Here is a 13,487-nt window from a genome sequence, read left to right as displayed (position 1 = left end):
GTTTTCACTCCTTGTCCATATCATAGCACTCAGTCTCTATTTTTTTCAGTGACAGAACTCTGAACACGCTATGTTTTTAAAAGCTTTTCCAGTACACTAGAGCCAAGCAACATTATTGTCAGGGGGAACTCACACCAATGGTCAAAGCGATTTTTTTCGATTTAGATGACACCTTGTTATGGGACAAGAAGAGTGTGGAGAAAGCATTCCAGGAAACGTGCACGTTGGCAGAAGAACTAACAGGCTCAGATTGTTCCGGTCTGGAAGAAGCGGTAAGAGCTGCAGCTACTATGCTTTATGCCGGATACAATACATATGATTTCACCAAAATGATCGGCATTAATCCGTTCGAGGGGCTATGGGGAACATTTGATGACGAAGGAACAGATTTTCAGCAAATGAAAACGATTGTTCCTGCTTATCGCCGGGACGCCTGGACGCTCGGCCTGAAAAAGATGGGAATCGACAGCCCAGAAATCGGTGGTCAGCTTGCAGAATATTTTCCCGAAGCTCGAAAAAGAAATCCCATTTTGTATGAAGAAAGCTTAAAGGTACTGGAAGATTTGAAAGGCCATTACCACTTGCTGTTGTTGACCAATGGATCGCCAAGTCTGCAGCAGACCAAGCTTGAAATCACACCGGAGATTGCTCCTTTTTTTGATCATATTGTCGTCTCAGGGGCATTTGGAAAAGGCAAACCGGATCCCACCATCTTTCACCATGCTTTATCGAAATTCGGTTTATCTGCGGGTGAAGTGTTGATGGTCGGTGATAACTTAATGACGGATATTATCGGTGCTGAAAAAGCAGGAATCCGCTCTGTCTGGGTCAACCGGGAACAAAAGGCACCGCATGAATCCATCATTCCAACATACGAAATCCAGCATTTGGAGGAATTGCTTCAGCTGCTGGAACAAATTTAAACAAAAGAGGTCCTCGCTATGAGGACCTCTTTTGTGTTTTCTATAAATTGATGGGAGTAACTCCCTCAATTTCTTCTAATTTTGCAAGTTGCTCCAAACTGCTTGTTTCTGCAGGTTTATCGATGGACAGCATCATGATGGCGTCTCCACCAACAATTGAACGTCCTACCTGCATTGTGGCAATGTTGACATTTTCCTGACCAAGCAGGGTGCCGACACGGCCGATAACACCTGGACGGTCATTGTGGCGAACGTACAGCAGATGTCCTTCTGGCACAACATCCACCAAATAATCATCCACTTTAACGATGCGTGCGCCTTGTCCGTTCAACAAAGTTCCCGCAGCTTTTCTGGTTCCTTTTGCCGTTTTTACTTCCACCGTGATCAGGCTCGTAAACCCTTTTGATTCGGTCGTTTTTTGTTCACTGACGACAATGCCTTTTTGATTGGCGATATACATCGCGTTGACATCATTGACGTGCTTGCCGAGGTGGCGCTTGAGCATGCCTTTCAGCATATTGCGCGTCAAAGGCCCCACTTCCATATTGGCCAAATCGCCAGCATAGCGAACCGTCACTTCTTCTGCGGCTGCACCGGTCAAATCGGTCAAAAAAGCACCCAAACGCTCTGATAAATCAAAGTAAGGCTCGATTTTTTTCATGATTTCTTTCGGTACAGACGGCAAGTTCACTGAATTCCGGACAGTTCCTGTTGTGAAATAGCTGACAACATCCATGCTGACATCTACTGCGACACTTTCCTGGGCTTCAAATGTGCTGGCGCCCAAATGCGGCGTGGCGATGATTTCGGGTAAATCCAAAAGCCGAAAATCGACCATTGGTTCCTGCTCAAACACATCAAGCGCAGCCCCCGCTACTTTCCCTGATTTTACTGCGTCAAACAATGCATTTTCATCAATAATGCCGCCGCGTGCACAGTTGACGATCTGCACGCCGTCTTTCATGATGGCAAATGCTTCTTTATTGATCAAATGCTTGGTTTCTTTCAACAAAGGCGTGTGGACCGTCACAAAATCCGCCACTCTCAGTACATCTTCCACAGAACCGAAATCCACGCCAAGCTTTTCTGCTTTTTCAGCTGTCAGGAAAGGATCATATGCAATGATGTTCATTCGCTGTCCTTTCGCACGCGCTGCCACTTCCTGGCCAATTCGGCCGAATCCGACTACTCCAAGGGTCTTGTTTTTCAATTCGACGCCCACATAAGATTTGCGGTCCCAATTTTGATTGCGCAACGCGTGAAACGCTTGAGGGATTTTGCGCGCCATTGACATCAGCATCGCCATCGTATGTTCAGCGGCCGAGTTGGTGTTGCCGTCCGGTGCATTGACAACGATAATTCCGTGCTCGGTAGCCGCTTCCAAATCGATGTTGTCGACACCAACACCTGCGCGCCCAATAATTTTCAAGTTCGAAGCTTTTTCAATTAATTCGCGTGTTACTTGTGTTTGGCTCCGGACAAGCAGCGCATCAAAACCATCAATGCGCTCGCCCAATTGTTCCGGCGTCAAGTTGGTTTCCATGACAATGTTTACGCCGTTTGCCTGGCGCAAGGGATAAATTCCCTCTTCGCTAAGTGGATCGCTGATCAAAACGTGAAAAGTCATTTAATTTCCTTCCCTTCTGTCAAATACACTTGTTGTGCAGCGGCGATTCCTTTGCCAAGTTCGATTTTTTTCCCTACTTTGATCAAACCAATTTCCATGGCTGCCAACGTTTGCAACATGTCAGCCGGAGAGCAATAACCCATGTGGCCGATGCGGAAAATCTTTTTCGCTAAATGCTGCTGGCCGCCTGCCACTTCCAACGCAAATTCTTTCTTCATCACTTTCCGGAATTCTTCCGGATCAAAGTCATTCGGTTTCACGGCTGTCACTGTCGGGGATGCATCTTTATCGGAAGTCAGCAATGGGATGCCCAATGCTTTGAAAGCCGCACGTGTCATGTCTTTCATCAAGTGATGCCTGGCGTATACCTGCTCCAGCCCTTCTTCTTCCAGCAATTCGAGCACTTGCTGCAATCCGAATAAAATGGAAAGAGCCGGTGTAAACGGTGTTGTATCTTTTAACATATTGTCTTTATGTTTTTTGAGGTCCAAATAAAACCGTGGCTGTGGATTGGCTTCGATTTTCTTCCAAGCCCGGTCACTCGCAGCAATGAACGAAAGGCCGGCCGGAAGCATGAAGGCTTTTTGTGAGCCAGTAACGACTATATCGATTCCCCATTTGTCCATCTCGGTTTCCGTACCTGCTACACAGGATACACCATCGACGATGACCAAGGCTTCTGATACTTCTTTCACAGCAGCGGCCAGCTCTTTGATGGGATTCAGAACACCCGTTGAAGTTTCGCAGAATGTCGAAAAGACCACTTTGATTTCAGGATGTTCCAGAAGAAAGTTTTTTACCGCTTCCGGATCAACCGCCTGCCCCCATTCCACTTCGAATACGTGGGTCTGAATTTCATATGCTTGACAAATTTTCGCAAAACGATCTCCAAATGCGCCGGTTACAAGAACCAAAACTTCTTCGCCAGGAGCAACCGTATTAACGACCGCTGCTTCGAGAGCAGCGGTACCGCTGCCTGTCAAAATGAGCACTTCCTGCTTGGTTCCAAAAACGCGTTTCATCTTAGGTCTGATGTCATTAATCATTTCGGATGTACTTTGTCCGCGGTGCCCAATCATCGGTTGTGCCATGGCACGCTGCACGCTTGGCGGAATTGGCGTTGGTCCTGGGATTCGTAAAATTTGTTGGTCTGTCAGCATAGTAAAATTCATTCCCCTCTCGATTTCCCGCTTTTGCGGGCAGTAATTGTATGAGACGCAAAAAAGACTCTCCGCCCTTACATAAAGATGCAAGGGGCGAAGAGTCTTCTGTTTCGCGGTACCACCCTAATTCACTGTCAGCAACCCGACAGCCTCATTGGTTCACATGCGTAACGGACATGAAGCGAATGGACCTACTGGGGTATTCAATCCATCTATTCAGGAGTGCTGCAAAATGCCGAAACCACTGATTTTCACCAACCATCAGCTCTCTTGAGATTTCTTTGCATAAAGCGTATCTCCATCAATATAGTTAATCTGTATATTTGAATTGACTCCATCATATACAGTCCAAAATCCATTGTCAATATATAAAAAATATTTAGATTTCTTTGCAACCGTTTCCATTATTGCAAACCCAGAAGCCGTAAGGTATAAAAAAAGATAAAAGTTTTTTCACAATTCGATAAAGCAGATCCACTCTGACTTGTTTTCAGAATACGACATAATTTTGTTATACTAAAGATGAATTTATTTTTAAGGAGGAACTGGGATGGCAATTGATTCTGCAGTCAGCAACTACTTAACAAGCAACAGGAAGCATTTTGAATCCATCAGTCAATATATTTGGGAGCATCCCGAAACACGATACGAGGAGTTTGAATCTGCCGCTTTCTTAGCAGATGAATTGGAAAAAGAGGGATTTTCAGTCGAACGCGGAGTTGGTGGAATTGAAACCGCATTTGTAGCAAGTTACGGCACAGGAAAGCCAGTCATCGGATTTCTAGGTGAATTTGATGCCTTATCCGGACTCAGCCAAAAAGCCAATCTCACCAAGCAGGAACCGATTGATCCAGGCGGCATCGGACACGGCTGCGGACACAACCTGCTTGGGACCGGTTCTCTGGCGGCGGCATATGCGGTAAAAGCTTATCTTACTGATAACAACATTAGTGGAACCGTAAAATTTTACGGCTGCCCCGGCGAAGAAGGCGGCTCGGGCAAAACTTTCATGGTACGGGAAGGCGTCTTTGATGGTTTGGATATTGCTTTGACCTGGCACCCTTCTTACTCCAACTCCATCATGAGCTTGTCGAGCCTTGCCAATTACCAAGTGTATTTCCGTTTCAAAGGAGTGGCGTCGCACGCGGCGAATTCTCCTCACTTGGGACGCAGCGCATTGGACGCAGTCGAATTGATGAATGTCGGCGTCAACTACTTGCGCGAGCACGTCGTGCAAGAAGCTCGCATGCATTACGCCATCACCAACAGCGGCGGTTTCTCGCCAAATGTTGTGCAATCCGAAGCGGAAGTTTTGTATTTGATCCGCGCCCCCAAAGTTGCACAAGTCGATGAAATCTACAAACGCGTCTGTAAAATTGCGCAAGGCGCTGCGCTAATGACCGAAACCGAGATGACTATTGTCTTCGATAAAGCCTGTTCCAACTATGAACCGAACCGGATGCTGGAAACCATTCTGAACGAAAAACTGCAGGAAGCCGGAGCCATCCAACCAACTGAGCAAGAAAAGGAATTTGCTGCAGGGATTTGGCAAACCTTGTCCGAGGGCGAAAAAAACAATTTTCTCGCCGGTATGAAAACTTTTGGATACAATGGGGACGGCAATGAATTCGAAGGAAAGTATCTAGCGGATATCATTTCAGATTACGCTCCTTCCAATGAGGTTATGGCCGGTTCTACAGATGTTTCGGATGTCAGCTGGATTGTTCCGACCGCTCAACTGACTACTGCCACTTCGGCTATCGGTACGCCTCTTCACACATGGCAAATGGTGACACAAGGCATCGGTTCGTTTGCCCACAGCGGCATGCTGCTGTCTTCTGAAGCCATGGCGAACACAGCCATCCATTTATACCATCATCCAGAAGACCTGCAGGCCATTAAAGCTGAACACGAAGCAAAACGGGCAAAAGAAGCCTATAGCTGCCCGATTCCTGAAGGCGTTCAGCCTTCAGCTGTAAAATAACAAAGTTTTTTAGCCATAAGAAAGACGGCAGGAAATCCCCGCCGTCTTTTTCTTATGCCTTGCTTATTTTCAGTGCAGATCGATACAACACGTCAACTGCCGCCAGCATCGATGCTTCATCAAAATCAAATCGTTCATTGTGATGGCCGGCCGCTAAATCGCTGCCGACGATGCAATAAGTTGCTTGTCCCCCGCGTGATTTTACATGCTCCATATAATAAGTCGCGTCTTCAGATCCAGCCGAATCAGTGGACCAATCAATGGTTTTCGTAAAGAAAGGAGAGGACTGTGCCACAGCATGCAAGGTTTCCACCAATTCTTTGCTCGGAATGCTGCTCTTGGCTTCACCGACCACTTCTGTGCTTACTTCGACTCCATACATTGCCGCGGCGCCTTCGAGAACCGCAAACGCCTGCGCTCGAATATAATCATTGATTTCAGAAGTTTCTCCACGGGTTTCGATTTTCATTTGAGCAGTTGCCGGTATTATATTGCGTCCGGATCCTGCATTTAGAACACCAACATTAATCCTGGAAGCTCCGGCCGAATGGCGTGGAATTCCGTTCAACCCGAGAACTGCAGAAGAAGCAGCCATCAAGGCATTGCGCCCTTCCTCCGGCTTACCGCCTGCATGAGACGCAATTCCTTTGAAAACCACGTCCAGCTTGGTAGTAGCCAAAAATCCGGCATTGCCCGACACAAATTCACCTGTCGGCACACCCGTCCCCAAGTGCATCGCGATAAAGACCTCTACGTCATCAACGACTCCTGCCGCTACCATAGATTTTGCTCCGCGTGTCCCTTCTTCTGCCGGTTGGAAAATCAGCTTGATGGTTCCTGCCAGCTTATCTTTATTGGTCATTAGCGTTTCAGCAAATCCCAGCCCAATCGATGTATGGCCATCGTGTGCACAGGCATGCATTTTATCTGCATTGATAGACTGGAAGCCATGGTCAAATGGAATATGGCCTTCAGCCAGCTCTTCCTGTATGTCCAGGGCATCCATATCAAAGCGGTACGCTAAGGTCGGACCTGGCCTTCCAGTTTCCAGTACGGCAACGATTCCTGTCAGACCGTCTTTAAAGTTCGGCAGCCATTCCAAGTCAGCTCCGTTCGCTTCGGCCCATTTATAATGTGCCGCCAAAATTCCCTGGCTTGGCACACCCATCCGCTGGTCGGCTATCATTACTTCTCCAGCCATTTTCAGCGGGTAGCCAAGTTGCGTCAAGCGTTTGGCGACCAGCGAAGCCGTTCGCATTTCCAAAAAACCAGATTCTGCATGCTGGTGCAAGTCGCGCCGCCATTGGATCATCTGTTCCTGCAAGTGCTCGTCGATTAATTTTTCTGCCAATTTTTCCCCTCCTCATTTTGAGTTATCTGTTATAGATATGGAGTAATTCCCGGTCCATATTGCAAGCCGGTAAAGAAGAAAATCAAGAATAGGATAATCCAGACAACCAAGAAGGACACAGTATACGGAATCATCAATGAAATCAACGTTCCCATACCCGCTTTTTTGTCATACTCTTTTAGGAAAGAAAGTACCACAATAAAGTATGGATTCAGCGGTGTCACAATGTTCGTTGAAGAGTCGCCCAAGCGATACGCCATTTGGGTAAACGCTGGGTGGTACCCCAATTGCATGAACAATGGAATAAATACCGGAGCTTCCAAAGCCCATTTTGCTGACCCTGAAGTAATCAGGAAGTTTAAGGACGCCGTGAATAAAATATAGCCGACAATCAGGTAAATGCCTGTAAAGTTGATTTGCGTTAAAAACTCTGCTCCATTTACAGCAATCCAAGTTCCAATATTGGTCCATGTAAAGTACGCAATAAATTGAGACGCCGCAAAGATCAACACAATAAACCCTGACATATCCTTGATGGATTCAGCCATAAAGCCGACTGCATCTCCAGAATTTTTGATGGCGCCAACTGTTTTTCCGTAAGCAATTCCCAGAACCAGGAATAGCCCTAAAATAATCGGAACAATTCCCGTTAAGAATGGCGAAGGAATCATGCCCCCCTCTTCATTTCGAAGAGAAGATCCCGGCCAAACAATCAGCAGAACCAGAACAGCAATATAGGCAAGAGCAGCCAAACCGGCATTGCGCAATCCTTTATTGGCTTTCGGATGTTCTTTAGCACTGACATCGATAACTGATGTTCCTTCGTACTTGCCAAGTTTTGGTTCAATAATTTTTTCTGTTACAAGTCCCGCTACAATGGTCATAACAAATACCGATACTATGTTGAAATACCAGTTATCTGCAGGTGTGACAATTAGCGTGTCATCCAAAATAGCAGCAGCTTCTGTCGAAATCCCAGACAGCAACGCATCTGTTCCAACAATCAAGAGATTGGCCGTAAACCCGGCTCCCGCACTGGCAAATCCAACAGCCAATCCAGCAAGCGGGTGTCTTCCCAGTTTGTAAAATACCATTGCAGCCAATGGAGGAATTAAAATTTGGGCAGCATCGGATGCGATATTCCCCATGATGCCTACAAAAGCAATTGCATATGTAACGATTGAAGCAGGAGCTTTCATTATGGTTTTGCGGATAGCAACTTCCAATAATCCTACTTTCTCTGCAAGTCCAATTCCGAGCATGATGGCCAAAACAGTTCCCAAAGGAGCAAAACCAGTAAAGTTGGTCAACATGGAAGTGATTATGTACTGCAACCCTGCCCAAGACAATAAATTTTCAATTGCCAAGGTTTCTCCAGTTCCTGGATGAACAACAGAAGCGTCAAACAAACTAAAAATAAATGATGCAATTATGACGAAACCTGCCAAATAGACAAAAATCATAAATGGATCTGGCAACTTGTTGCCCAGTTTTTCGACAACATTCAAGAAACGAATAAAAAACCCTTTCTTTTCTCCATTTTGCTCTGGCTTTTTCATAATTCTCCTCCTCACTCTTTTAAAATCTTAACTTTTTTAATATTATAGGCAAAAAAACAGCTAATAATCAAGCGATTCCGATAATTAATTCACTTTTATTAATAATTATACGCATTTCCCTTAATTATCCTTTTAATTTATTCAGTGCATCTACAGTTACTTTCACCATGGTTTCGACTCCTACTTCCAAAGCAGATTCGTCAAAAAAGAACTCGGGATCGTGCAGGGGTTTGGGAGATTCTTCGTCTGCTTTCGAGCAGCCAAGCCAATAAAATGCACCCGGAATGTTTTCCAAAAATCGTGAAAAATCTTCTCCCGCCATCGAAGGGTCTACTTCTGGCAATGCGCCTTCTCCCAACAATTGAGTCGCACTGCCTCGTACCAACTCTGCCCATTCAGGAGTGTTGATCGTAGCACCATAACCGTCAACATAATCAAATTCGATTTCTACTTCATAAGCCATTTCGAAGCCCTTCACAAGATTTTCCAGTCGGCGTTTTACGGTTGCTTTGGCTTTCTCGCTATAAGTTCGGACAGTCCCTTTTAACACTACTTGATCCGCTATCACGTTATAGCGGTAACCTCCGTTGATTGTGCCGATGGTAATGACAGCAGATTCCAGTGGGTTTATATTGCGGCTGACAATCGACTGCAGACTTGAGATAAACTCAGCTGTTACAACAATCGCATCTTTTCCTTGATGTGGCATGCTGGCATGTCCGCCTGCTCCCTTGATGGTGAAAGACAAGGTATCAGATGCACCCATCATTTCTTTGTCGCGCACACCAATCTGGCCGACAGGCAAATCTGGCCAAACATGTTGGCCAAAGATAACATCGGGCTTAAATTCATCAAAAAGCCCATCTTCCATCATTGGTCTTGCTCCTCCAATCGGCGATGCTTCTTCATTTGGCTGAAAAACAAGCAGGACACGGCCTGAAAGTTGTTCTTTCATTTCTTGTAGCTTGAACGCTGTCCCAAGCAGCATTGAAGTATGTGCGTCGTGTCCGCAGGCGTGCATTTTTCCGTCCACTTTGGATTTAAAATCGACAACCGTCTTTTCTAAAATCGGAAGCGCATCAATATCAGCCCGCAATGCTACTGTTCCACCTTCACCGCTGCCCTCAATCACACCGAGAACACCCGTTTTCGCAAAACCAGTTTTGAAGGAAATTCCTGCTTTTTGCAGCTCTTCCTGTATCCGTTTTGACGTTTCCCATTCCTCTCCACCCAATTCCGGATTTTGATGCAACGCTCTTCTAATTTCTTTTACATGATCGATAATTGCCATCGTTTTTTCATCCTCTCTAGTTTTATATCTTCTTTTGAGGATAGCATAGATAAAAAAATCTATGTCGAGTATTCATAATTTAATGACAATTTTACTACACTGAAGCGCTATCACTTAATCAAAACTATGCATAAGCAGGACCACTGAATCCTACTAATATTGTGTTGTAAACTAGATTTAGTCAGATATAGCTACTCTTTCATTTTTAAACCCAAAAAACCGTTTATCAGTTTGCAAACTGATAAACGGTTTTTTAATTACGATCAACCTAAGCCGTAATCATTTACTAATGCTGCAAGGCCGCCTTGGTAGCCGCTGCCGATTGCGTTGAATTTCCATTCGCTGCCGTGGCGGTACAATTCACCAACCACTAACGCTGTTTCAATCGAGAAATCTTCCCCCAAATCATAGCGGATCAATTCTTCGTTTGAGCTTTCATTAACAATGCGGATAAAGGCATTTGAAACCTGGCCAAAGTTTTGTCCGCGGCTTTCTGCTTCGTGGATCGTTACGGTAAAACTGATTTTATGGACATCAGCAGGTACATTTGGCAAATCAATAATTACTTGCTCATCATCGCCTTCGCCTTCGCCTGTTAAGTTGTCGCCAGTGTGGGTAACCGAACCATTCGCCCCGACAAGATTGTTGTAAAAGATAAAATCTTCAGGTCCGCGTGATTTGCCATTTTCTCCTACAAGGAAGACTGAAGCGTCTAAATCGAAATCTCCGCCACCGCTGTATTTATTGGTATCCCAGCCCAAACCGACGACCACTTTTGTTAGGCCCGGATTTGTTTTCGTTAAGTCGATCTTCTGTCCTTTTGAAAGGTTGATTGTTGACATATTGATTTCCTCCTCCGATTAATTAGCTTTACGTTGCGTGTCTTCGTATTTCTTCTGCAATTCTTCGATGCGGAGACGTCCTTCTTCACGCATTTTGCGATTTTCCTGCTCGATCTCGCGCGTGTCATTCATCCCCTGCATAATAGTTTCCCATGTTTGCTCAATGGTTTCAATCTTGATGCTCGGTTGTCCCGACATTCTTGCGATATCAACACTTTGGCGGGAAATGTCGTTGGCATTGTTCAATAACATTTCATTGGTGCGGCGATCCAATTCGCTCATTGACTCAGCTACCAAGTTTTGGCGTTTTGCTGCGATGGCATTGATCAAGCCAGTTTTGAAAATTGGAATGGTAGTAACGAAAGCCGAATTGATTTTTCCAATCAGCTTCGTATTCCCACGCTGCAGCATACGGATTTGTGGTGCTGACTGGTAAGAAACCTGCTTGGCCATTTCAAGATCGTAGACGCGCTGTTCCAGAAGCTCGATGGCATTTTGCAGCGAGTTCAATTCCATAAGTGCCAGTTGATCGCCTGACTCTGCTTTTGCCCGGACATCAGGCTCCTTAGCTCTCAGTTCTTCTACTTTAATGTCACCTGCAGCAATATACTTTTCCAGTTCCATAAAGTAATTGAAGTTCTGGTTGTACAGCTCTTCCAATGTTGTGGTTGATTTTTTCATTTCGCCTTCATACTTTGTGATTTCGACATAAACTTTGTCGATTTCACTCCCCATGGTCTGGTACTTGTTGAAGAGCTGTTCAATCACTTTATTGCCTTTGTTGAACATTTTGCTGAGAAAGCCTTTCTTTTCAACAAAATCTTTCTTATCGAACTTATCCATAATTTTGCCGAGTTGCTTCAGCAATTCACTGGACTCTTCCATGCTGCTTGCCTGGACAGAATTTAAGACTTTTCCTGTAAAGGCCGAAATCTCATTTGCAGGTTCGCGGCCAAATTCCAATAAAGCGATTTGGTTTTTCGGATCAATCTTGGCAGCTAGCTGGAGAACTTCAGGATCTTTTTTCAACTGAACCTTTAATTGATTTTCATCTTTCATTACCAATTCCTGTTGTTCAATTTGATCTGGCATATTGGTCATCCGATTTCACTCCTTTTTGGCTAAAGCCATTTTCTGAATATCTTTTTCACCACTGAGGGTTCACGATAAGGCTCGTTAAAGCTGCGTTCGTCCAGCCAATGCGTATCAAATGATTCGGGATCTACCCAACGTTCGATATCCTGATGCCCTTGTGGGTTAATGATGATGACATCAAGTCCGAATATGTGGATCAAGGCGATCATATTGGCATCTGCACGGCTCAACTCACCGTCTTTTTCTTCGTTATAAAACAGCATGGTCGGTACAAACTGCGGATAATCAAACAGTTGGATCAATTGAATCACCGAATCCGGCAGCGACATGCATTGTGAAAAAGCATAAAGTTGTAATTCTTCGTGCGACTCATTGTTCTGAGGCAACAAGATCGGCTTTTCTACATGTCGGGCAATCGCTGCTGCAATCGCAGTTTGAACACCATCCGGCAATTTATTATATCTCCACCAATGTGCAGCTTTCATTTTTTCCGGATCCAGAAGGCCATCTCTTCCAAGAGCAGCACGATAATGGAATTGCTGATTGCCTTTTCGCTCTTCGATAAACGGAAAGCTTCGGATTAGTTTTGTATCTTCACGCTCAGTTAAATTATGGACGTTTTCCCAAAAGCGTCTTCGGTCTTTCTCGATGCCCATGAGCTTGGAGAAAACGACTGGAATGTTAACGCTGCCTCCCGCAACCGAAAACGATGGCCGAACCATCGCACGCTCTTTGGCCAGCATGAACGCTTCATCCATTGTCGTTTTAAGCCGGACCGAACGGGTCAAATAGGCTTTGAACTGGAAGGGCTTATAAAGCCCTGAATCATCGTGATGCAACAACCGGTCCACTTCCTGAGTTGCGCGGTAGGCAACCGTCCCAACACGTTTCGGCTTTTCTTCCGGAAAAGGCAAGAGTGTTGGAGCATTTACTTGGAAACTGTGGCTGTGAAGCCCTTCTTTTCCAACTGCCAGCTCGAACCAGCCTTCTCCTTTAGGATCGTAAACGATGATATGAAAACCAAAAGTTGCGGAAAGCTTCAAAAACCAAGTTTCACTTTCTGAAGCGCTGCCATACCACAAAAAGCCTGGCAGTCCTTTTTCCAACGACAATTTTTCAATTTCAGGTTCCAAGTGATTGAACATCCACTTGACCAAGTCAGTCGTAACGCGCCGGAAAGAAGAATGGGTGGTACTTCCTCCCGATTGCTCCTGAAAAGCTTTTAAAATATCAATCAGTACTACCCGAAGGCGCCGATTCAAATCAGAATCTTTCAATCGGGGCAGCAGTCCTTTACCATCGAGAAATGCCACCATACGGTTTGGCGACAATCCATTTTCTTTTTTATTCATTTCGAACAAATCCTGTAATGTCCGGAGACGATCTTGTTCGATATGTTTGTTCATCTTATCGGAAAGCCGAATTAATCGTCCATCCGCAGCTTCGATGACATCGTAGATGCCGGCAAAATACTCGTCGCTATCAAGCGGCATGCCTGTGACTTGTCCAAGCAACTGTGGATACGTAATCTGATTTTCTTCAATTTTGGTTTCGCTGTGATCCACAATCGGTTTTTTCAGCCATTCCCCGATTTTTTCCGGATCCCAGGTTTTTGCGGGGATCGGATGCAATTGAACCATCGGAATCTCTCC

The 13,487-nt window shown here is 45.2% G+C and carries 10 protein-coding genes and 1 other annotated feature; of the genes, 2 read left to right on the top strand and 8 right to left on the bottom strand.

Features of this window, described 5'->3' with window-relative positions; translation table 11 throughout:
• The first annotated feature begins 137 nt into the window (after nucleotides 1-137).
• Nucleotides 138-923 carry an HAD family hydrolase gene (locus tag AC4EG4_RS17555; protein ID WP_490977212.1) on the top strand — a complete coding sequence of 262 codons (786 nt, stop codon included), beginning with the start codon at nucleotides 138-140 and terminating at the stop codon, nucleotides 921-923.
• A 40-nt stretch (nucleotides 924-963) separates the two neighbouring features.
• On the opposite strand, the gene serA is transcribed toward AC4EG4_RS17555, so the two are convergent.
• The gene (gene serA / locus AC4EG4_RS17550; RefSeq protein ID WP_490988550.1) at nucleotides 964-2,550 is read right to left on the bottom strand and encodes a phosphoglycerate dehydrogenase; all 1,587 of its coding nucleotides are present in this window, start codon (nucleotides 2,548-2,550) and stop codon (nucleotides 964-966) included.
• Entirely contained in the window at nucleotides 2,547-3,710 is a 1,164-nt protein-coding gene (locus tag AC4EG4_RS17545; RefSeq protein ID WP_490988575.1) for a pyridoxal-phosphate-dependent aminotransferase family protein, read from the bottom strand. The genes serA and AC4EG4_RS17545 overlap by 4 nt, the downstream gene beginning before the upstream one ends.
• 89 nt (nucleotides 3,711-3,799) lie before the next feature.
• Nucleotides 3,800-4,027 (bottom strand) — a binding site (T-box leader).
• Nucleotides 4,028-4,263: 236 nt separating this feature from the next.
• On the opposite strand from AC4EG4_RS17545, the gene AC4EG4_RS17540 reads away from it, so the two are divergent.
• The gene (locus AC4EG4_RS17540; RefSeq protein ID WP_490977210.1) at nucleotides 4,264-5,697 is read left to right on the top strand and encodes a M20 family metallopeptidase; all 1,434 of its coding nucleotides are present in this window, start codon (nucleotides 4,264-4,266) and stop codon (nucleotides 5,695-5,697) included.
• Between the two features lie 52 nt (nucleotides 5,698-5,749).
• On the opposite strand, the gene AC4EG4_RS17535 is transcribed toward AC4EG4_RS17540, so the two are convergent.
• The 6 genes from AC4EG4_RS17535 to AC4EG4_RS17510 all read right to left on the bottom strand — a co-directional run bounded on the left by AC4EG4_RS17535 (nucleotide 5,750) and on the right by AC4EG4_RS17510 (nucleotide 13,475).
• Nucleotides 5,750-7,048: an amidohydrolase gene (locus tag AC4EG4_RS17535; RefSeq protein ID WP_490977209.1), complete on the bottom strand. Its 1,299-nt coding sequence runs from the start codon at nucleotides 7,046-7,048 to the stop codon at nucleotides 5,750-5,752.
• A gap of 29 nt (nucleotides 7,049-7,077) precedes the next feature.
• Nucleotides 7,078-8,607, bottom strand: coding sequence for an AbgT family transporter (locus tag AC4EG4_RS17530; RefSeq protein WP_490988549.1), 1,530 nt, complete (start codon nucleotides 8,605-8,607; stop codon nucleotides 7,078-7,080).
• A 124-nt stretch (nucleotides 8,608-8,731) separates the two neighbouring features.
• Entirely contained in the window at nucleotides 8,732-9,898 is a 1,167-nt protein-coding gene (locus tag AC4EG4_RS17525) for a M20 metallopeptidase family protein (protein ID WP_490988548.1), read from the bottom strand.
• Between the two features lie 263 nt (nucleotides 9,899-10,161).
• Nucleotides 10,162-10,740 (bottom strand): TerD family protein, encoded by a 579-nt coding sequence (locus AC4EG4_RS17520; protein ID WP_490977206.1) that lies wholly within the window; start codon nucleotides 10,738-10,740, stop codon nucleotides 10,162-10,164.
• Nucleotides 10,741-10,758: 18 nt separating this feature from the next.
• Entirely contained in the window at nucleotides 10,759-11,841 is a 1,083-nt protein-coding gene (locus tag AC4EG4_RS17515; protein ID WP_490988547.1) for a toxic anion resistance protein, read from the bottom strand.
• A gap of 20 nt (nucleotides 11,842-11,861) precedes the next feature.
• Nucleotides 11,862-13,475, bottom strand: coding sequence for a YceG family protein (locus AC4EG4_RS17510; RefSeq protein WP_490988546.1), 1,614 nt, complete (start codon nucleotides 13,473-13,475; stop codon nucleotides 11,862-11,864).
• Nucleotides 13,476-13,487 lie beyond the last annotated feature (12 nt).

The organism is Planococcus sp. TJ-201 (assembly GCF_058268495.1).
Note: the sequence above shows the minus strand (reverse complement) of the source record. Positions and strands in the feature narration are given on the sequence as shown.